General features: G+C 30.8%; 18 protein-coding genes and 4 pseudogenes. 3 read left to right on the top strand and 19 right to left on the bottom strand.

From position 1 onward, the window contains the following. Positions 1-25 precede the first annotated feature (25 nt). Positions 26-1,216, bottom strand: coding sequence for an acetate kinase (locus tag FBE87_RS03385; protein ID WP_057097091.1), 1,191 nt, complete (start codon positions 1,214-1,216; stop codon positions 26-28). 13 nt (positions 1,217-1,229) lie between these two features. Then, positions 1,230-2,735 carry a phosphate acetyltransferase gene (pta, locus tag FBE87_RS03380; protein ID WP_072223312.1) on the bottom strand — a complete coding sequence of 502 codons (1,506 nt, stop codon included), beginning with the start codon at positions 2,733-2,735 and terminating at the stop codon, positions 1,230-1,232. Positions 2,736-2,824: 89 nt separating this feature from the next. On the opposite strand from pta, the gene flgH reads away from it, so the two are divergent. Next, complete coding sequence (gene flgH, locus FBE87_RS03375; RefSeq protein ID WP_002852146.1) at positions 2,825-3,523, top strand: flagellar basal body L-ring protein FlgH; 699 nt, start codon at positions 2,825-2,827, stop codon at positions 3,521-3,523. Positions 3,524-3,552: 29 nt separating this feature from the next. Here the strand turns inward: flgH and ispG are convergent, their stop codons facing one another. Further along, on the bottom strand, positions 3,553-4,626 hold the full coding sequence (gene ispG / locus FBE87_RS03370) for a flavodoxin-dependent (E)-4-hydroxy-3-methylbut-2-enyl-diphosphate synthase (RefSeq protein ID WP_002854766.1): 1,074 nt from the start codon (positions 4,624-4,626) through the stop codon (positions 3,553-3,555). Between the two features lie 145 nt (positions 4,627-4,771). Between ispG and FBE87_RS03365 the strand changes: the two are divergent. Next, positions 4,772-6,167 (top strand): annotated as a pseudogene (locus FBE87_RS03365) (DUF2972 domain-containing protein). 9 nt (positions 6,168-6,176) lie between these two features. On the opposite strand, the gene FBE87_RS03360 reads toward FBE87_RS03365, so the two are convergent. Genes FBE87_RS03360 through FBE87_RS03345 form a run of 4 tightly spaced genes read right to left on the bottom strand, consistent with a single transcriptional unit; the run spans position 6,177 to position 8,908 of the window. Further along, a complete protein-coding gene (locus FBE87_RS03360) occupies positions 6,177-8,030 on the bottom strand; it encodes a primosomal protein N' (protein WP_002860009.1) in 1,854 nt (617 codons plus the stop codon). Then, positions 8,012-8,449 (bottom strand): prepilin-type N-terminal cleavage/methylation domain-containing protein, encoded by a 438-nt coding sequence (locus FBE87_RS03355; RefSeq protein ID WP_002852324.1) that lies wholly within the window; start codon positions 8,447-8,449, stop codon positions 8,012-8,014. Before FBE87_RS03355 ends, FBE87_RS03360 begins: the two co-directional genes overlap by 19 nt. After that, on the bottom strand, positions 8,446-8,688 hold the full coding sequence (locus FBE87_RS03350) for a hypothetical protein (RefSeq protein ID WP_002854947.1): 243 nt from the start codon (positions 8,686-8,688) through the stop codon (positions 8,446-8,448). Before FBE87_RS03350 ends, FBE87_RS03355 begins: the two co-directional genes overlap by 4 nt. Beyond that, positions 8,678-8,908, bottom strand: coding sequence for a hypothetical protein (locus FBE87_RS03345; RefSeq protein WP_002852327.1), 231 nt, complete (start codon positions 8,906-8,908; stop codon positions 8,678-8,680). The genes FBE87_RS03350 and FBE87_RS03345 overlap by 11 nt, the downstream gene beginning before the upstream one ends. A 153-nt stretch (positions 8,909-9,061) precedes the next feature. Between FBE87_RS03345 and uvrB the strand changes: the two genes are divergently transcribed. After that, positions 9,062-11,035, top strand: a complete 1,974-nt coding sequence (gene uvrB, locus FBE87_RS03340) for an excinuclease ABC subunit UvrB (protein ID WP_168977222.1) — start codon at positions 9,062-9,064, stop codon at positions 11,033-11,035. Positions 11,036-11,136: 101 nt separating this feature from the next. Here uvrB and FBE87_RS09205 read toward each other — a convergent pair whose 3' ends face one another. The 12 genes and pseudogenes from FBE87_RS09205 to FBE87_RS03290 form a co-directional block, all read right to left on the bottom strand. Continuing rightward, entirely contained in the window at positions 11,137-11,781 is a 645-nt protein-coding gene (locus FBE87_RS09205) for a DUF4118 domain-containing protein (protein WP_223209779.1), read from the bottom strand. Between the two features lie 23 nt (positions 11,782-11,804). Next, the gene (locus FBE87_RS09200; protein ID WP_237961707.1) at positions 11,805-12,956 is read right to left on the bottom strand and encodes a sensor histidine kinase KdpD; all 1,152 of its coding nucleotides are present in this window, start codon (positions 12,954-12,956) and stop codon (positions 11,805-11,807) included. A 2-nt stretch (positions 12,957-12,958) separates the two neighbouring features. After that, positions 12,959-13,568: pseudogene (gene kdpC / locus FBE87_RS03330) on the bottom strand (potassium-transporting ATPase subunit KdpC). Position 13,569: 1 nt separating this feature from the next. Further along, positions 13,570-15,614 (bottom strand): annotated as a pseudogene (gene kdpB / locus FBE87_RS03325) (potassium-transporting ATPase subunit KdpB). 9 nt (positions 15,615-15,623) lie between these two features. Next, positions 15,624-16,442, bottom strand: a complete 819-nt coding sequence (locus FBE87_RS09195) for a potassium-transporting ATPase subunit KdpA (RefSeq protein ID WP_251825565.1) — start codon at positions 16,440-16,442, stop codon at positions 15,624-15,626. Further along, positions 16,399-17,322 (bottom strand): annotated as a pseudogene (locus tag FBE87_RS09190) (potassium-transporting ATPase subunit KdpA). The gene FBE87_RS09195 and the pseudogene FBE87_RS09190 overlap by 44 nt, the downstream one beginning before the upstream one ends. 9 nt (positions 17,323-17,331) lie before the next feature. Then, entirely contained in the window at positions 17,332-17,520 is a 189-nt protein-coding gene (gene kdpF / locus FBE87_RS03315) for a K(+)-transporting ATPase subunit F (protein ID WP_019260295.1), read from the bottom strand. A gap of 141 nt (positions 17,521-17,661) precedes the next feature. Then, positions 17,662-19,086: an anaerobic C4-dicarboxylate transporter gene (locus FBE87_RS03310; protein ID WP_002856715.1), complete on the bottom strand. Its 1,425-nt coding sequence runs from the start codon at positions 19,084-19,086 to the stop codon at positions 17,662-17,664. A gap of 162 nt (positions 19,087-19,248) precedes the next feature. Beyond that, a complete protein-coding gene (locus FBE87_RS03305; RefSeq protein ID WP_002874592.1) occupies positions 19,249-20,499 on the bottom strand; it encodes an RNA polymerase factor sigma-54 in 1,251 nt (416 codons plus the stop codon). Continuing rightward, positions 20,499-21,227 carry an LPS export ABC transporter ATP-binding protein gene (lptB, locus tag FBE87_RS03300; protein WP_002868415.1) on the bottom strand — a complete coding sequence of 243 codons (729 nt, stop codon included), beginning with the start codon at positions 21,225-21,227 and terminating at the stop codon, positions 20,499-20,501. Before lptB ends, FBE87_RS03305 begins: the two co-directional genes overlap by 1 nt. Then, positions 21,220-21,627 (bottom strand): tRNA (adenosine(37)-N6)-threonylcarbamoyltransferase complex ATPase subunit type 1 TsaE, encoded by a 408-nt coding sequence (gene tsaE, locus FBE87_RS03295; protein WP_002872602.1) that lies wholly within the window; start codon positions 21,625-21,627, stop codon positions 21,220-21,222. The genes lptB and tsaE overlap by 8 nt, the downstream gene beginning before the upstream one ends. Further along, positions 21,624-21,869 (bottom strand): RNA-binding S4 domain-containing protein, encoded by a 246-nt coding sequence (locus FBE87_RS03290; RefSeq protein WP_002860004.1) that lies wholly within the window; start codon positions 21,867-21,869, stop codon positions 21,624-21,626. Before FBE87_RS03290 ends, tsaE begins: the two co-directional genes overlap by 4 nt. Positions 21,870-22,002 lie beyond the last annotated feature (133 nt).

The following is a 22,002-nucleotide window of genomic DNA, read 5'->3' as shown; positions in this document are numbered from 1 at the left end:
GAAAGATTTATATAGTTTTTAAAATTTAATTTTTACCGATAAGTTCTTCTGTAATTCTAGCGATTTCTAATTCTTCATCTGTAGGAATAACAAGCACTTTAACTTTAGAATTTGCATGATTTATCATTCTTTCGCCCGAAATCCTTTGTTTGTTAAGTTCAAAATCTAACTCGATACCAAGATGAGCTAATCTCTCGCATACTTTTTGTCGAACCAAACTATCATTTTCTCCTATACCACCTGTAAAAATAATAGCATCGGTTTTTGGCAACACAGCAAAGTAGGATCCTATATATTTAACAAGACGATAACAAAACATATCAAGAGCCAAGCGTGCTTTATCATTACCTTGTTCTATCTCTCTTTCTATATCTCTAAAATCATTATAACCGCAAATTCCATATACTCCACTTTTTTTATTCATCAGTGTATCTATTTCTTCTATAGTTAAACCCTTAAGATGACTAACAAAAGGTAAAATAGCAGGGTCTAAATCTCCACAACGCGTTCCCATAATAAGTCCTTCAAGTGGAGTAAAGCCCATAGAAGTATCCATACTCTTACCTTTTTCTATAGCACATACACTTGCACCATTTCCAAGATGAGCAGAGATGACATTTAATTCATTTTGATCTTTTTGAAGAAATTTTACCGCTCTAGAACTAACATAAGCATGAGAAGTCCCATGAAAACCATATCTTCTAATATTATGCTTATCATAAAAATCATAAGGCAAAGCATACATATAAGCAAAATCAGGCATAGTGCGATGAAAAGCTGTATCAAAAATAGCTGCATTAGCAACACTAGGTGCAGCTTTGATCATTGTTTTTATACCTGCTAAATGCGCAGGATTATGCAAAGGAGCAAAAATACTAACCCTATCTATCTCTTTAAGAACATAATCATCCACTAAACAATGCTCGCTTAAATTTCTTCCCCCATGAACTATACGATGACCGCAGCCATCAAGTGCATTTAAATCTGCTAAAATTCCTGATTCTTTAAAAAGCTCATTAACTATACTAAGGCCTTCTTCGTGATTATTTATTGTTAATTCTCTTTCAAAACTTTCATTATTTAAAGTATTTTTTAATACAACCTTTGAATTTTGCTCTCCAATTTTTTCTACTAATCCACTGGCTTTAACGATTTTATTATCAAAAAATTTAAATTTAATCGATGAAGAACCTGAATTTAAAACCAAAATTTTCATTTATCATTCCTTTCTATTGAGCTTGTATTGCACTTAAAATTACGGTATCTACAATATCATCTACCAAACATCCACGACTTAAATCATTAACAGGTTTTTTAAGACCTTGCAAAATAGGACCGATTGCTAAAGCATTAGCAGTTCTTTGAACTGCTTTGTAACAAATATTTGCTGCGTTAAGATCAGGAAAAATATACACATTTGCATGACCTGCTATCTTAGAATTTGGCATTTTCTTTGCTGCAGTTTTTGGATCATAAGCGCAGTCAAACTGCATAGGACCATCTATATTCAACTCAGGATATTTTTCTTTAGCAATCTTTAATGCTTCTTTTACAAGATCTACGCTTTCTCCTTTACCGCTATCACCACTAGAATAAGAAAGCAAAGCTATTCTTGGTTCAAGTCCAAAAGATTTAGCAGTCATAGCACTTACATAGGCACTAGTTGCAAGTTGCTCAGCACTTGGGCTTGGATTTACAGCACAATCAGCAAAAGCTAAAACTTGATCTTCAAGTCCCATAAAGAAAATTCCTGAAACGGAACTAATACCTTCTTTAGTTTTAATAAGCTGTAATGCAGGGCGAATCGTTTCAGCCGTAGTAGTTGATGCTCCACTAACCATAGCATCAGCTTTTCCAGTGTGTATAAGTAAAGTTCCAAAATAAGTTTTATCTTGAACTAGCTTCCTAGCCTCTTCTAAACTCATACCTTTAGATTTTCTTGCTTCATAAAGAATAGAAGCAAATTCTTGATTATATTCTGATTTGAGTGGATTTATAATCCGTATAGTATTTAAATCAAGACTTAATTTAGCACTATCTTGCTTGATTTTTTCTTCATCACCCAATAAAATAAGATCAACAACTTTACTTTTCAATAAAATTTCAGCAGCTTTTAAAATTCTCTCATCATTACTTTCTGGCAAAACAACGGTTTTTTTATTTTTTATACTTTGTTTAATCAATTCATATTTAAAACGATGAGGAGTTATAAAATCATATTCTTTAAGTTTTTGCACTTCTTCAAAATTAAAATTTTCATTAATCAAAACATAATTACGACCATCTAGAGCATGATCGAAATATTTTTGAGCTATAAGTTTATCTTCATCATTGATAATAGCAGCGATAGGGGTATTAAGATTTTTAGCTAATTTTATACTAAGATCAAATCCATCAAGTATTCCAAATTCGCAAAAACTATTTACAAGCACAAAATCGTATTTGCGTTTTAACTCTTCGTATTCTTCTAAAATAACATTAAAAAAATTATGAGGATCTTTGCTAAATTCTTCCATTGCCTCTCTAAAGGTAAAACCATAGGCGCTTTTTACGGTTTGATTGATATTAAATTCTTCCAACCAACCCTGCAAAACAGGAACGCGATGTATGTATATCACAGGGCAATAAATTGCGATATTTTTGTAAATTTTGCTATAATTTTTAAGCAAATTTGTACTAATAATAGTATTTAACTCATCACTTCTAGATCTCATCAAATAAAGATTTGCCATCATTTTCTCCTTGAATTTATAAATGTGGAACACTCTTTGCTTTTTCTAATTTTAACAAAGAAAAATAAAAATTCATATTTTAAAGGACGAAAATGAAAAAAGTTTTATTTTATGTGTTACCGTTTGTGTTTTTTGGTTGTTCTGCAACGGTTGATCCGCAAATTTCAATGAAACCACCTGCTTATGTAGAAGAACTTGCACCAAAACAAAGTAATAATATAGAAAGTGCGCCAGGATCGCTTTTTGGCAAAGGAGATAATCCTTTATTTTCAGATAAAAAAGCTATGAATGTAAATGATTTAGTTACAGTTGTTATACAAGAAAGTACCACTCAAAGCACACAAGCTAATAAAGCAACAAGCAGAACTAATACCTCAAATTTAGGCGGAGGTGCTTTAACAGGAAGTTCAGGAGTGGTAGCTAATGCTCTTAATAAAGTCAATGCTTATTCTAATATAGGCTTTCAAACCAATAGTTCAAACAACTACACAGGAACAGGCTCGCAAAGCAGAAATGAAAGTTTCAATACTACAATTTCAACACGTGTAATTAAAATTTTATCAAATGGTAATTATTTTATCGAAGGTTCAAGAGAGCTTTTAATCAACGGAGAGAAGCAAATCATACAATTAAGCGGTGTTATTCGTCCTTATGACATCGGTCAAGACAATACTATAGATAGTAAATATATAGCAGATGCTAAAATTCTTTATAAAACAGAAGGTGAAGTGGATAGAAGCACAAGAAAACCTTGGGGTAGCAAAGTTATAGAAGCGATATGGCCATTCTAAAAGCAAGGTTAAACCTTGCTTCTTGGCTTTTATTCTTTTACAGCCCTACTTTTAACCTCATCTTCAACTTCAGCTAAAAATCTATCTACAAGTTCACTTTCTTTCAGTTTAGCTACAACTTCACCATGTCTTATAACAAGTCCTTGATTTTTCCCAAAGGCTATAGCCACATCAGCGCCCTTAGCTTCACCTAAAGCATTTACCACGCAACCCATGACACTGATATTTAAAGGTTCTTTTATATGCTTGGTTTTTTCCTCTACGATTTTAATCGCACTTAACAAATCACTTTGAATCCTACCGCAAGTTGGACAAGAGATGATATTTACTCCGCTTTTTTGCACTCCGCTATCTTGTAAAATCGCCCTTGCTACACGAATTTCTTCTTCAAGTTCGCCAGTCATAGAAACACGCATAGTATCGCCTATACCTTTAAGAAGTAAATTTCCTAAAGCTATAGAACTTTTTACAGTGCTATGAAATTTAGTTCCTGCTTCAGTTACCCCTAAGTGAAAAGGATAATCACAAAGCGGTCTTAATCTCTCATAAGCTTCTATAGTTTTTTGAGCATCTGAAGTCTTCATGGAAATTTTAATATCAAAAAAGTCTAAATCCTCTAAAAGCTTGATATTATACATCGCACTTTCTAGCATGGCATCGACACCATAACCAAATTTATCACTAAATTGTTTTTCTATGGAGCCGTGATTTACACCGATGCGTATAGGGATACCCCGTTCTTTACATGCTTTTACCACTTCTTTAATATTTTCTTTAGAGCCTATATTGCCAGGATTTATACGCACGCCATCGATAAATTCAGCACAATATACAGCCAAATTATGATTAAAATGAATATCTACGATTAAAGGTAGAGGACTTTTAGCTTTAATCTCTTTTAAAGCCCTTGCATCAGCCATATCCAAGCACGCCAAACGCACTATGTTTGCTCCTGCAAAATAAAGACGATTGATTTGTTCTAAAGAACCTTCTATATCTCTTGTTTTAGTAAAAAGCATAGATTGAACTGAAATGGGTGCATCACCGCCTATTAAAACATTTCCTACTTTGATTTGTCTGGTTTTAAATCTTTTATACTCCATAACTTCACTCTTTGAAAAATTTTAATATCAAATTTTAACTTTTTATTGCTTTAATTAAAGTTTATTTTTGATAATATATTTAAATTTCATGACATTTAAATATTTATGAATTATATATAAATTAAATACAATTAAAAGAGGTTATATGCAAAATCTTTTACTCTATATAAAAAATAACCTAACTCCAACCCTAGCTCAAATTCTTTTACAAGCTTTAAAAAATTCGAATAATGAAAAATTTTTTACCTTTGTTTTGGAAAATATTGAAACAATTTGCACTTGGCTCAATTCTAACGAATTTAGGGATAGATATTTATCAACAAAACATCCTTATCCACCTTTAATCAATCCTAATTTTATAGAAATAGATTCTAGTCGACATTGCGCAGAATTAGCTTGGGATTTAAATTTACCCCTGCCTAAACACTATAAATTTATCTATATTTCTCCACATGGCGTTGGAGCAGCAGCATTTTTAAGATACCTTAATCAATGTTGCGATGTAACTTGTTTTGCCTCCTGGGTTTTACCACCTGATAGCAAAGAGAGATATTGTATTAATTACATGTGTCTAAATGATAATACAATTGCTCAATATGCTATTAATATATCAGAAATTAATCTACCTTATTTTGATAAATATCTATCTTTATTAGATTTTAATTCTAAGATTATTTGCGGAGTTCGAGATCCAATAGGACTTTTAAAGCATAGCTGGGGAAGAGATTGGAGTAAAGTTTTAAGAAACTATCCCCCTGAATTTAATCTAACTTATGATTGGCGTTATTACATCAACTATCTTACTCATCAAAATCATAAAATTAAAATCGATATAAATGAACTACAACAAGGAGTTTTTATCATCTCTTATTTATTAAAATATTTTAACAAAGACAATGTATACTATCTTGATATGGAAGAAATCCGCCAATCAAAGGCCTTCGATACCATGAATTTACTTGCTATAAATTTTAATTTTACCCCCCCCCCATAAAGATAAATTAGATTTATTTAAAATTAAAGAATTTAGAGGTTATATTCGCTATCTTTTTCCTATTACACTTTATGCAAATTCTAAAGATATTAATAACACCTTTTATCTTAATACTCCTAAAAATAATAAAAATTTCAATATTGATAGAACTTCTAGCATTCCCATAATTTTAGACAGAAAACATATCAATCATGAAAAAATAGACATAATACAAGAAATTATAAAAAACGACCTATGTAATGATATGGGTGTATATATTGATAAAAATGATTTTAAGCAATTAGAACAAAACAATCTTTTATTTTCAACAATTAAACATTATTTGTATGATTTTTTATATCAAATTAAAATAACCATAGATGAAACAGAATCAAAAATGATGAAAGAAAAAGATGTAATAGATTATTTTATAAAAAATAAATCACTTATTTACACTTTTTTTAATATATTTGAAAATGAACTAAATCATTTAAAACAAACACATCCTCATATTATTGATTCTTGGAAATATTATAAAGAATTTGAAAAAATATACAAAGATAAATAATCATATCACTTACACAAAATCAATAGGATCAATATCCGCACTTGCATTTTTAAATTGCAAAATATAATTTTCAATTGCCACTAAAGCTTTATGATTTTCACTTCTAAGCAATAAATAAAAACGATATTTTCCATACAGCATTTCAACTCCACAAATTCCATAGCCTACCAATTCTACCTGTTTGATATTTCTAAATTGAGAAGCAAATTTTTCACAAAGTTTTTGTGCACTTTTTTGATCTTTATCTTCTATAAGAACTCTTAAAAGGCGTTTAAATGGGGGGTAAAGATCTTTTCTATTTTCTAACTCATCTTTTAAAAAAGCATCATAATTCTCTATATACCTTTCAAAAAAAGCTCTATTTTTTGTTTGCAAAAGTACTCTTGCTTCGCCTTTACGCCCTGCCCTGCCTGCAACTTGCATAGCTAAAGCTAAAGTTTCTTCACTCGCTCTAAAACTAGGACGCAACAAATATTCATCAAGCCCTAAAATCACACTCAAATCCACACTATGATAATCATGTCCTTTAGCAAGCATAGAAGTGCCAATAAGTATATCGATCTTATTTTCATTAAAGTTTTTTAAAATAGTATTAAGCTTTTTAACGCTTGTGATTTCATCGCTATCAAATTTTGCTATTTTTGCTAAAGGCAAAGCATTTTGCAAAAGCTCTAAAAGTTCAGCAGTCCCAATTTTTCTAGCTTCTAACATTTCTCCTTTGCAACTTGGACAATTTTGCTCTATTAAAGAAGTATAATTACAATAATGACATTTTAAAATATTTTTCTTTTTATGCATACTCATAGCAATAGAACAAAAAGGACATTTTATCGTTTCTCCACAATCCTTGCAAATGATTTGCCTAAAATTAGCCCTTGTAGGTAAAAACACTATAGCTTGTTTTTGATGTTTTAAACTTTTTTCTAATTCGCTTAAAAGCATAGGTGTTATACCGAGCTCATTTTCATCATATAAAAAATGTTTTTTACTCTCAAAAAAAGTTCCTTTTAGTCTAAAACTTTTTTGTTTATAAAAGCTCGTTAAAGATGGGGTTGCAGAACCTAAAACCACTTTAATATTATTTTTTTGACCCAAAAAAAGTGCTAAATCTCTTGCATTGATAAAAGGCTGGTTAGAAGCCTTGTAAGAATTATCATGTTCTTCATCTACTACAATAAGTCCTAAATTTCTAAAAGGTAAAAACAAAGCCGATCTTGCACCCGCTACTAAAAGCACTTCTCCCTTGCAAAAACACTCTAAATATTCTTGCTTTTTTTTCTTTGAAATTTTAGAATGCCACAGGAAAAAATTATCCTTAAAATATACTTCTAAACGCTTTTGCATTTGTGGAGTAAGTGCGATTTCTGGCATCAAAAGTAAAGCTTGCTTACCCTGTTCTAAACACTCTTTTATTAAAGAAATGTAAATTTCAGTCTTACCACTACCTGTGTCAGCAAAAAGCAAAGAATTATTTTCTTTTTGAAGAAAACTTAAGGCATTTTGTTGTTGATTGCTTAGCTTAGGGGTATCTTTAAAAAACATTTTTTGACATTCATACTTAGGACTAGTTTCGAAAAAGCCCAAAACAAAACCAAGTTTTGAAGCATAATAATAAACAATAAAATTTGCCAATTCAAGTTGCAAAGGAGTTAGAAAATACTTTGTAATTTCTTTAATTTCTATAGTTTTAAAATCAGGTTTTTGACATTCTTTAAGTACGATGGCTTTAAGATTTTTTTTAGATTTTAAATCCACTAATACCTGTGTTAAAGGTTTGATTTCATCAAAACTATGAAAAGTTAAATTATCCAAATACAAACCACAAATTGCAAGTTCATAATATCTTATATCAGATCTTTGCATCTAGAACTTCCTATACACTTTAACAAACCTTCTTTAGAATCATAAATAAATTCAACCATCTCTTTAGCATTTAATGCAAATCTATAGTGATTTTTACCTATTTTTATCCAAGATTTAAAATCAGAATAAATAGGTGTATCAAGCAAAGAATAATCACAATCATTTAAACAATAAAAGAGTTTTTCTTTGGCTTGATTGTTTTGCGCATTATCTAAAATTTCTGGAAAATTTAAATTTTTAAGTCTCATTTGACTACGCATTAAAGCAAGAGCTGAGCTTAGCATTTCATAGTCCATTTTTAATTTTAAAATTTTAACCTCATCTTTTGTAGTATTGATAAAAGATAAAGATAAGCTTGATAAAATTCCCAAAATCAAAATCACAAAAACAAGCTCAAGCAGAGTAAAAGCTTTGTTCATTTTGTCGGGAGTTCTTCATTGATTGCTTTTATTAGTTTCTTAAGTTCTCTTTCTAGAATATAATTTTCATAACTTTTTTTAACAAACGCATCTACAAAGCGTTTAAGTTCTATTTTTTTAGTACCCCCTGAAATCAAAGCGATATCATCTTCTAAAAAATTTGCAAATTCTTCACTGCACTTAACAATGAAATCTTTTGCATTAACATTAACAATGACTTGTTTTAGATTATCTGCCAAGAACAGCCTCTATTTTCTTATAAATATCTTCGCTTTCTATATTGCGAGATTTAAGTTCTTCTTCTAAACGCATGATTTGATTACTTTTTGCTTCATTTTGTGCTTTAACGCTTACAAGCTCATTTCTTAAAGCCTCATTGGCTTCGCAAACTTCGTTATACTTTTCAATTAATTCATTTACTTTATCTGTCATAGTATTGATTATTTTTTCATCAAACATATTTTTGCCTTCTTAAGAAATTTGTAATTTATGGAAAATATTATTTGATATTGTAGCAGAAAAAAATTTAAATTTAGGTTTTTATTGTCAATTAATTTTTAATTAAAGCATTTTCTTTTAAAATTTTTTCAAAAATAAAAATAAAGTAGAAAAATGTTAGAACTTACCAGCGAATTTAAACCTAGTCCTGATCAACAAGAAGCCATAAAAGGCATAGTAAAAAGTATAAAAAAAGGCAATAAATATCAAACCTTACTAGGCGTTACAGGAAGTGGAAAAACCTTTACCATGGCAAATGTCATTAAAGAACTTAATATGCCCACTCTTATCATGAGTCACAACAAAAGCCTTTGTGCACAACTTTATAGCGAATTTAAAGGCTTTTTTTCTAAAAATCATGTGGAATATTTTATATCTTATTATGATTATTATCAACCTGAAGCCTATATTCCACGCACTGATGTTTTCATAGAAAAAGACAGCTCCACTAATGAAGACTTAGAGCGTTTAAGACTGAGTGCTACTGCTTCTCTTTTAAGTTATGAAGATGTAGTTTGCATAGCTAGTGTTTCGGCAAATTATGGACTTGGTAATCCAAATGAATACATAGGCATGGTTTTAATCTTTGAACTAGGTATGCAAATTTCACAAAAAGAACTTTTAAAAAAACTTGTAGATATGGGTTATAAAAGAAATGATAATTTTTTTGATCGTGCAGATTTTAGAGTTCAAGGAGATATTATAGATATTTATCCAGCTTATTATGAAGATGAAGTAGTAAGACTTGAATTTTTTGGCGATGAGCTTGATGCTATGTATCATTACAATGTTTTAGAAAATAAAAAAGGTAAAGATTTAAAACGCTTCATACTCTATCCTACAAGCCAGTTTAGCGTGGGCGAAACAAGATTAAAACAAGCGATAAAAGACATAAAAGCAGAACTTAACGAACGCCTTGCTTATTTTGAACATGAAAATAAACTCGTAGAATATCAACGCCTTAAACAACGGGTTGAATTTGATCTTGAAATGCTTACAAGCACAGGAATGTGTAAAGGAGTTGAAAACTATGCAAGGCATTTAACAGGACTTAAAGAAGGTGATACTCCTTATACGCTTTTTGATTATTTTGCGATTAAAGATAGAAAATTTCTTGTTATAGTCGATGAAAGCCATGTATCTTTACCACAATTTAGAGGTATGTTTGCAGGAGATAGAAGCAGAAAACAAACCTTGGTGGATTATGGTTTTCGTTTGCCTTCAGCCTTGGATAACCGTCCTTTAATGTTTGATGAATTTATCCATAAAAATTGTCAATTTCTTTTTGTTTCAGCTACACCTGCACCTTTAGAACTTGAACTTAGCAAAGAAAACATCTTTCATCAAATCATGCGTCCTACGGGACTGCTTGATCCTTTGATAGAATTAAAAGATAGTGATAATCAGGTTGAAATTTTATTTGATGAGGCTAAAAAAGTCATACAAAGAAACGAACGGGTTTTAGTAACTGTACTGACTAAAAAACTCGCTGAAGAGCTTACAAGGTATTATTTAGAGCTTGGTATAAAAGTCAAATACATGCACTCAGATATCGATGCTATAGAACGCAATGAAATCATAAGAGGTTTAAGAAGCGGTGCTTTTGATATGCTAATTGGCATTAACTTACTTAGAGAAGGACTTGATTTGCCTGAAGTTTCACTCATTGCCATTATGGATGCAGATAAGGAAGGCTTTTTAAGAAGTACTACAAGTTTAATCCAAACCATGGGAAGAGCAGCTAGAAATGTCAATGGTAAGGTTTTGCTTTTTTGCAAAAAGATTACAAAATCTATGCAAGAAGCTATGGATACTACCAATGAACGCCGCAAACTTCAAATGGCTTATAATAAAAAATACAATATCACGCCAACTTCAGTCAAACGCCATATTGAAGAAAGTTTGAAAAATGAAGAGGATTTAGGCGAAATTTATCGCAAAGGTAAAAAACTAGAAAAAATGCCTGCTAGCGAAAGAGCAAAACTTGTCAAAGAATTAAGAAAACAAATGCTTGAAGTAGCTAAAGCACTTGAGTTTGAAAAAGCTGCTGCTATTAGAGATGAGATTAATAAATTAAGGGATTTATAATAAAAATATATCCCTTGTTCTAACTCCTGCCTCATTAAGTAAAGCACTTAAAATTTCATACTGAAAGTCTTGCAAGGGACGTTTTTCTTTTAAAACTATACCTATAACCCCTTTAGTTTTTTCCCATCTTCTATAGGTAAATACATAGCATTAGCATTAGGCAGGGTATTTGTACAAACACCTGCTCTTTCTTTATTTGTTGCAACCCATTGAGCAATAGCAATCTCATCAGCACTAAAACAATTTTTTAACATTTGCTTATCATCGTTAAAAAACAACAAAGGTTTCGATAAAATATTGTTTTTATTTATAGGATAAATAATAATAGGTAAATTTAATAATTTTAAAGCTTGATTTCCAAGTTGTTCCCAAAGCTCTTGTTTGCTTTTTACTCTTGCTAATTTTTCACTATTTTCAAGTAAAATAGCTGTTCTATAAGCTCTTTTAGTGAGTTCTTTAGATTGCAATTTTAATCTTCTAGTAAAAACAGCTGTTAAAAATCCAACTATAAACATAGTTGTAAAAGTAATAATATTTCCACTATCATGAACTTTAAAACTAAAAATAGGTTCTAAAAAGAAAAAATTATAAATCAAAACACTTACCAAAGAAGAATAAAAGGCGAAAATTTTATTATCAGAAATAAAAGAAGAAGCAAAAACTGCTAAAATAAAAATCATAACTATATTACTTGGCTGAGTATTAAATTTATGAAATACAAAAGCTATAAAAGTTGCTAAAAGCAAAACTCCTGTGATTTTTAAAAAACCTAAAAAATCAAAACCTTTTTTACTTCGTATTTTAGGAGTAGAAATTTGATTTTCATTGACAAGATATAAATCAATATTGGGTGCTTTTTTAGCAACAGCTTCAAAAATCTCTTCTTTAAACTTTTTTTATCTTTATTTTTACCTAAAACAATTTTAGAAACATTGCTAAGGCTTGAATACTCTGCAATTTGTCTTGCTATATCATCATATACGCTAATGATTTCAGCATCAAAACTTTTAGCTAGTTCTATATTTTCTTCTAAGGCTTTTTCTTCTTTAATATTGGGATTTTTTATATAAAGCGCACTCAATTTAGCATGAAAAGCTAAAGCAAGTCTTGCAGCTGCACGAATAACCTTTGCATTTGAAGCATTAATACAAACTAAAATATGCTCTCCAGTATGATAAGCTAAATCATCATTAATAAGCCTTTGTTCACTTGCTCTTAAATTCACTCTTGAAGCAAGTCTTCTTAAGGCAATCTCACGCAAAGCTATAAGTCTTTCTTGGCGAAAGAAATTTTCAAGTGCTAGTTTAGCTTGTTTTTCCTTATAAATTTTACCATCTTGCATTCTTTTTAAAAGCTTATTAGGTTCAATATCAACAAGTTCAACCTGATCAGCCTCATCAAAAATACGATCAGGAATACGCTCTTTAACTTCTATCTTACTGATATTAGCGACTAAATCATTTAAACTTTCTAAATGTTGTATATTTAAAGTAGTATAAACATCAATCCCTGCTTTTAGAAGTTCTTCTATATCTTGAAAACGCTTTTCATTACGCAAGCCTTTAGCATTAGTGTGTGCAAGCTCATCTACTAAAACCAAAGCAGGTTTTCTCTTAAGGGTAGCGTCTAAATCAAATTCTTTTAATACTATATTTTTATAAGGAATTTCAAGATTAGCTATACTTTCAAAACCTTGTGTTAAAGCCATTGTTTCAGGTCTATCGTGAGGCTCTATATAGCCTAAAACAACATCAACTCCATTATCCCTTAAAGTTCTAGCTTCACTTAACATAGCATAAGTTTTTCCAGAACCTGCAGCATAACCTAAGAAGATTTTTAATTTTGCAAGTTTGTTTTTTTCTTCTTCCTTGGCTTTAACCTCAAGTTTTTTAAGAATTTGTTCAGGACTTTGTCTTTGCATGTTTATTCTTTTTTCATGGCTTTAGCAATAGCTATATTAACGGCTAAAACATTAACCTTTTCTTCCCCAAAAATCCCTAAAAATTTAGACTCTGTATTTTCTTGAATGATTTTTTCTAATTCTTCTTTGGTGATTTTTGAAGATTGACTTATCCTAGGAATTTGCACTAGGGCTGCTTGAAGACTGATATGAGGATCAAGACCTGATCCTGAAGCGCTTAACAAATCCAAAGGAATTTGTTCTTTTGTAATTTGCGGATTTTCATCTAAAAATTTTTGCAAATCTTTTTGCACACGCTCTTTTAAAGCAGGATTTGACATAGCATAATTAAATCCACCTGAACTTTACACTGCTTTCATTTGTATCGCTTGTATTGTAATTTGACACAGATGTTCTTGAATGTAGAAAATAAGGTTTATTAAAATCTTGACCCAAAAGCTTTGAACCTACCGCTTTGCTTATATCCAAAGTCGGACGACCTTCTTTACCCACTAAACTTCCACTTGATTGATAAGGAAAAATAAATTTTGCAACTGTATTTAAAGCAAAAGGATAAATAAGAGTACACAATATTAGCATTACCACAAAAAAACTAAGCAAAGTTCTAAGCATATCACACTCCTAAAATTCTAAGTATCCAAGCTGTAGGAATATCAATTATTTTTATCCCTATAAAAGGTGCTATCATACCACCTAAACCATAAATACTCAAATTTCTTAAAAGCAAATGCTCACTTTTCATAGGCTTAAATTTAACTCCACGCATAGCAATAGGTATGAGCAAAGGTATAATAATAGCATTAAAAATAAGTGCTGATAAAATAGCGCTTTGCGGGGTAGCTAAATGCATAATATTTAAAATTTGCATTTGAGGTAAAACCACACTAAACATAGCAGGTAAAATAGCAAAATACTTAGCAATATCATTTGCCATACTAAAAGTTGTAAGACTGCCTCTAGTAATAAGCAAACCTTTTCCTATTTCAACTACTTCTAAAATTTTAGTAGGATTAGAATCAAGATCTATCATATTGGCTGCTTCTTTGGCTGCTTGAGTTCCTGAGTTCATAGCTATACCTACATCAGCTTGTGCAAGAGCTGGAGCATCATTGGTTCCATCTCCTGTCATGGCTACTATCTTACCTTGGGCTTGTTCTTTTTTAATGGCTTTTATTTTATCTTCAGGCTTGCATTCTGCTATAAATCCATCAAGCCCTGCTTCTTTAGCTATAGTAGCTGCTGTTAAAGGATTATCTCCGGTACACATTAAAGTTTTTATGCCCATTTTTCTAAGCTCATCAAAGCGCTCTTTAAGTCCTGGTTTTACTGTATCCTTTAGATAAATCACTCCTAAAATTTTTTCATTTTTACACACTACCAAAGGAGTGCCACCGAGATTTGAAATTTCCATTACCTTAGTTTCTAAATCGCTAGGAATTTTTCCATTCATTTCGCTTATATAAGCTCTTATAGCATCAAAAGCACCTTTGCGAATTTTTATATTATCTTGCAAATCCACACCACTCATTCTATTTTGAGCGCTAAATTCGATAAATTCTTTAATATCATTACCTTCTAATTCATAACCCATTCTTTGAGCCAATGCAACTATGCTTTTACCTTCTGGAGTTTCATCTTTTAAAGAGGATAAAACACAAGCTTTAATCATTTCTTCTTTGCTTATACCTTGGACTTCATAAAATTCATTTGCCAAACGGTTTCCAAAAGTAATCGTTCCTGTTTTATCTAAAATCATAGTATCAACATCACCACAACTTTCAACAGCGTTGCCTGAAAGTGCGATCACATTAAAACGCGTTATCCTGTCCATACCTGCTATTCCTATAGCTGATAAAAGCCCCCTATAGTTGTAGGAATAAGACATACAAGCAATGCTACTAACCATGAAATAGGCAAACTCACGCCTAAAAATTGCATAAAAGGATATAAACTTACAACCACCACCAAAAAACTCAAACTAAGTACAATTAAAAGAGTATTAAGAGCAATTTCATTTGGAGTTTTTTGACGCGCAGCACCTTCTACAAGATTGATCATTTTATCTAAAAAACTTTCCCCAGCTCCAACTAAAATTTTAATCTTTAAAAAATCAGTTAAAACCGTAGTCCCACCTGTAACAGAAGAAAAATCACCGCCCGCTTCACGCATAACAGGTGCACTTTCACCTGTAATAGCTGATTCATCAACACTTGCAGTACCTTCTATAATTTCTCCATCATTAGGTATAAGTTCACCTGCTTTAACTAAAACTATATCACCTATTTTTAACTCGCTAGAATTAAGCATTTCTTCACTGCCATCACTTTTTATGTGTCTAGCTTTAGAATCCTTTTTGCTTTGTCTTAAGGTAGCTGCTTGGGCTTTACCCCTTCCTTCTGCAATACTTTCTGCAAAATTTGCAAAAAGCAAGGTTATAAATAAAATAAAAGTGATTAAGATGTTATAAATTCTTTCATCAGAATTTCCATTAAACAAAGTAGGAAAAATACTTAAAATCAAAGTAAGAATCGATCCAACTTCCACCATAAACATAACAGGATTTTTTACCATAAAGCGTGGATCAAATTTTAAAAATGCTCCTTTTATGGCATTATTTAAAATTTCTTTTGTAATGAGTTTATTTTGTTTTTTAGACATTGACCCTCCTTAATGCCATAAAGATAAATATTCTGCAACGCTTGATAAAGTAAGCACTGGAAAAAAAGTAAGTGCAGCAAAAATATATATAATACAAACAAGCACAAACATAAAAGTTAAATTATCCGTTTTTAAAGAATTTGCAGTATTTTCTTGTGTATTTTTAGCCAAAAGCGATCCAGCTATAGCAAGCTGAGCTATTAAAACCAAATAACGCCCACAAAACATAGCAAAAGCTGTGCTTAAATTCCAAAATAAATTATCATCTTTTAAACCTTCAAGTCCTGAACCATTATTTGCTGCCGAAGAACTAAATTCATACAAAATTTGAGCCAAGCCATGAAAGCTAGGATTGCTTATACTATCTTTTGCAAAAACAACAGCTAATGCACTTAAAACAAGGATTAATAAAGGATGGATAAGAATTACCAAAGCTATAAGCTTCATTTGTGCGCTTTCTATTTTTTTACCCAAGAATTCTGGAGTTCTACCTATCATTAATGCACAAATAAACACGGTTAAGAGCACATAAATAATCATATTCATAAGCCCTACTCCTTCGCCACCGAAAGCTACATTTAGCATCATATTTAGCAAAGTAGCACTGATGCTTAAAGGATTTAAACTATCGTGCATATTATTGACGCTTCCTGTAGTAAAAGCAGTAGTTACAGCACTAAATAAACTCGAACCATCTGTGCCAAATCTTATTTCTTTACCTTCCAAATTTCCCAAATTTGCATTTAAACCCAAAGAATCCAAATTTGGATTTGACATTTTTTCGCTAAAATAAATTAAAAGCAAAGAAATGATAAAAATAATCCCCATTGCACCAAAAATAACCCCCCCCCCCTTCTTCTTTTCCCATAAGAGCAAAACCTTGTATTTCTTTTCTATGATAAACCATCAATCCAAAAGCTACAACACAGGCACTAGGAATAAGCATCATGGATAAAATTTGCAAAAAATTTGTAAGTAAAGTAGGATTTTCAAAAGGCATGCTTGAATTAGTACCAAAAAAACCACCCCCATTTGTCCCTAAATGTTTTATAGACTCAAGAGCTGCAACAGGACCTGTGGCAATGCTTTGAAATTTATTTTCTAAAGTAAGCACGCTAAAATTTGCGTGATAATTTTACACCACGCCTTCAGAGATAAAAATTACAGCCAAAATAAAACTTAAAGGCAACATCAAACGCGTAATAATACGCGTAAAATCTTCATAAAAATTTCCCATTTGCATACTACATAAAGCACGACAAAAAGCCATACAAGCAGAATATCCACTCGCACTTGAAACAAACATAGCAAGCAAAATGCCTGTATTTTGCGAAAGCAAACTTAAAGCATTCTCTCCACTATAATGCTGAAGGTTTGTATTTGTAATAAAACTAATTACAGTATTTAAATTCAAATCCCCTTATCATAGAATTTATCGAATTGGGATTTAAAAAAGTTTATCTTGTAAATAAAAAATCACGAAAGAAAAAATAGCCACTAAGGCATTAAAAGCAATTAAATGCAAAGAATATTTTTGCCAAGTCATATTTTTTCTATCAATTGCACAAATTTTATAAATTAAGTTATCAATTGGATTAAAAATAAAATCAAAAATAGTTTTTTTACAGCTTGCAATTTTATAAAGATAATTTCCAAAAATTAAAGCCAATATAAAAGCTATAATCAGTGTTATTAAAATTTCTAGCATATTTTTCCTTTAAAATTTTTCAGGATATAATAGAGCATAAAATAAATAAAGAGCAAGTATTAAGCTTAAAACTAGTAAAAATATCATCCGCGTGTCCTTAGTTTGAATTTCACAAAAACGGATAAAAAAACATAAACTACCAAAAGCTAAAAGTAGAAGCAAAGCAAAGATAATATCCATAGGATAGCCTTTTCTCATTGATTCAAAATAGGATTTATTCTATCCTTGTTAAGCTTATATTTTGATTAATACTAATTTTATGATTTATTTATAATTTTTATCTATATTAAATAAAAAGACAAATGAAGAATTTAGCAGGAAAAATCCTGCTAAAAATTGTTAAAGATAACCTGCTGCCATAGCAATAAAATATCCTGCTATACAAGAAGTGATTACACCTATAAGACCTGGTAAAATAAAACTATGATTGATAACAAATTTACCGATGTGAGTAGTACCTGATCTATCAAATTGTATAGTAGCCAAATCGCTTGGATAAGTTGGTAAAATATAATACCCATAACAAGCAGCCGCAAAAGCAACAATCACACCAGGTTCAACACCAATTCCTAAAGCCAAAGGAACAAAAGCTGAAATAGCCGCTGCTTGAGAGTTTACAAATTTTGAAATTAAAAGAAGCATTACAGCATAAGTCCAAGGATGCTCTTTTACTATATCTCCAAGCGCTGCTTTCATCATAGGAGTGTGAACTGCAAACATAGTATCAGCCATCCAAGAAATTCCAAAAACCGCAACAAGTGCTATCATACCTGATTTAAAAATTTCATTAGAGCCGATTTTCTTTGCATCTGTTTTAGTAAAGATGATAATCAAAGAACCTGCTAAAAGCATAAACATCTGAATAACTGAAACCATGGATAAAACATCCATTTTAGGATTGCCTAAAGCATCTACTTGAGGAATGCCATTTTTTACAACTTGCCCCCAGTTTGGACGCAAGAAATCAAATACACCTAATAAAGCTACTAAAGCAATAGCTCCTAAGAAAATCCACATTGCAACCCAATTGCTTTTTGGAAGTTTAACGCCTAAAAGTGTTTTAGAATCCCCATAAACATATTTTTTAAATTCAGGATCTTTAAGTTTTTCTTGAAATACTTCATCTTTATCCAAATCTTTTCCTCTAAACCAAGAAAAAATTCCTATACACAATACACCAAATAATGTACTAGGTATGGTAATTTGAAGAAGATTAATATAACCATCAAAACCTGCTAATTTATGATTAGCATTTAAAAGCAAAGCAGTCAAACTCACAACAGCCACAGATACAGGAGATGCAATAATACCCATTTGTGATGATATAGAAGCTGCCGCCATTGGACGCTCAGGACGAATACCGTTTTTAATCGCTATATCATAAATAATAGGCATAATAGTATAAACCACATGTCCTGTTCCACAAAGTATAGTCAAAAAGCAGGTTACAAAAGGCGCTAATATTGTTAAAAACTTAGGATTGCGTCTTAAAATTCTTTCTGCTATTTGAAGCATAACATCCAAACCACCGCTTGCTTGCAAAGTTGCACTTGCAACCACTACCGCTAAAATTGTAAGCATAACATCTATGGCTGGTTTTCCAGGCTTTATATGAAAAGCAAATACAAGCATTAAAATACCTATACCACCGAGTAAACCAAGCGCTATGCCGCCTTTTTTTGCACCGTAAAAAAGACAAATTAAAACGATAATGATTTGGATTGCAAATTGCCCTCCCTCACTAAGGCTTGTTAAAAAGTCCATTTTAACTCCTTTGAAAATTGATATTTAAAAACAGTTATTATTGTATCACATTTTTAAATTAAAGAATAATATTTCTAAAAATAAAACAATAATTTTTATATTATTTAAATTAAATTTAAATATAAAACAAAAGTGTAATGGGTTTGATAGATTGATAGAATTTTATCCTTCAAGTTCATATAATTTTTTTCTATCTGTAGAGCTTGCTATATTAAGATGTTTGCGATATTTTGTAATAGTTCTTCGCCCTATATCAACTTTAAATTCTTCTTTGATTAATTCTAAAATTTTACTATCGCTTAAAGGTTTATTGCGATCTTCATTCTTTACTAAATTTGCCACAAATTCTTTAACACCTACATTTGAAGTCTCTCCCTCTTCATCAAGAGCAAAAGCAAAAAAATCACGCAAAGGGATAAGTCCTCTTTCACAACTTAAATATTTATTTGCCACAGCTCTTGATATAGTCGAAGCATTGCGTTCTAAATCAAGTGCTAAATCCTTAAAAGTCATAGGTTTTATCTCTTTTCCCATAAAAAAATCATATTGATATTCTACTATCATAAGCCCTATTTTATAAAGAGTAGCTTTTCTCATCGCTAGAGCATCGACTAAATTTTTTGCTTCTTTGATGTAATGACTTAAAAAATCATGCTCTAAACCATCAGTTTGGATTGAAATTTCAGGATAATAATCATCATTGATTTTTACTTTAATTTCACCATTTTCTTTATAAACAAAAATATCAGGAACAATTATACGAGAATCTTCAAAATATTCCAAAAAAGGGGGAGTGCTAAAGCGCTTAAGTACAGCTAATGCTTCTTTATATAAAGGCTCTTTGGTATAGTTTTGTATATTTTCAAAATCCATAATCAACATTCTACAAAACTCATCAATATCTTCATCTAACTCCATATTTTCAAGAGCAAATAAAAATGCTTCTTTATAATCTTTAGCTCCCACTCCTACAGGATCTAAAAATTTAAATCTTGCTCTTACTCGCTCAATTTCTTCTAAGGAATACTCTTTTAAAAATTCTTCATCGTATTCAAAATATCCTTCCTCATTTAAGCATTCTATAATTTTTTTTGCAAGTTCTTGAGATTTTTTTGTAGGAAACAAAGGAGGAAGAATCTGTTCATTTAAAAGCTCATAAACACTTTTTTTGGCAAGTCCTTTACTATCCACAAAAGCCGAATTTACATTATGTTTATAAAATGAATCAAAATAATTCTTACCCTTATCATGAGTTTGTATCGAATCTTGAACATTTAAGAAAGGATTATCCTCAGCAAATTTATCTAAATTTTCTTTTAAATCTTCTATGTTTGCTTGTAAAATCGGCAACCAGGAGCGTAAAGTTTGAGAAATTTTAGTCTTGGGTGCTTGGGTGATTTTTTGCTTTAACATCAATCAAGGAGTTTAAACTCCGCTCCTAAATAATACTTTTTCACATCTTTATTGGTTGCAATTTCATCAGCATTCCCACTAGCAAGTAAAGAACCTGATCTTATAACATAAGCTCTATCACAAATAGCCAAAGTCTCACGCACATTATGATCGGTAATTAAAACCCCAATCCCCAATCTTTTAAGCTCTTTAATTAAAGTTTGAATTTCAGCCACTGCTATAGGATCAACACCTGCAAAAGGCTCATCAAGAAGCAAAAACTTAGGTTCACACATCAAGCTTCTAGCGATCTCACAACGCCTTCTTTCACCTCCACTTAAACTTAAACCTTTCCTTAAACGAATAGGCTCTATACTTAAGAGTTCAAGCATTTGCTCAACTTTATCATGTAAAATTTTTTTATCTTGATAAAAAATCTGAGCCGCTAAAAGCAGGTTATCTTCTACACTTAAATCCTTAAAAATACTACTTTCTTGAGGTAAATAACCTATCCCTGATCTAGCTCTTTTGTTTAAAGGATCTTTTGTCACATCTAAACCGTCTAAAAGAACTTTTCCACTACTTGGGGAAATAAGTCCACATATCATATAAAAAGTTGTCGTTTTTCCTGCACCATTTGGCCCTAAAAGTCCTACAACTTCTCCGCTATTAACCTCTAAAGAAATTCCATGTATAATCTTAGTTTTTTTAATAATTTTTTCTAAATTTACAATTTCTAATTTACTCATAAATTTCATACTTTCTTTTGTCATCTTTAATGCTAATTTTAATCTGGATAGTAGAAATTCCAAATTTCATTAAAGTTTTTTTCAAATTTTCACCGCCCCATTCAACCAAATGTAAACCTTTTTCAAAAAAATTTTCAAATAAACCATTTGCTAAAAGTCCTTCTAAACCTTCTTGATAAATATCATAATGATAAATGCAAATATCATGATTTTCATATTTTTGCATAATGGAAAAAGTTGGAGAATCCACCCTTGCATCAAGACCAAGAAATTTAACCCAAGCTTGCACTAAGCTTGTTTTTCCACTAGCTAAATCTCCTTGAAGTAAAACAACACCTTCTTGAGGCATTATTTGAAGCATCATTTTGATCTCATCTTTTGCTAAAATAAATTCTTTCATAATTTTACCACATATTCATTTTGTGCGTTTTTAGGAATACTTTTCGTACTAGGTATAGCTAGGACTTTATATTTTTGAGTGTATTCAGTAAAATGTAAAGTGATAATATCACCCACCTTAACCTCTTTACTCGCTTTAACAATAACGCCATTAATCCCCACTACACCACTTTTACACATATCTTCAGAAATAGCTCTTCTTTTCGTGATATTAACTACATTTAAAAATTTATCTACTCTCATAAAAGCAATTTTAGCAAAAAAAATCAATTTTTGGAACAAAATTTGCTTACGCCTTTGCTTTATTTTTTAAGAAAATAGCAAGTAAAAACTTTTCTTTAATGAAATTTGGATACAATTTTACAATTTTCAAATC

Origin of the sequence: Campylobacter sp. CFSAN093246 (genome assembly GCF_012889415.1) — a bacterium.
GTDB lineage: Bacteria > Campylobacterota > Campylobacteria > Campylobacterales > Campylobacteraceae > Campylobacter_D > Campylobacter_D jejuni.
Note: the sequence above shows the minus strand (reverse complement) of the source record. Positions and strands in the feature narration are given on the sequence as shown.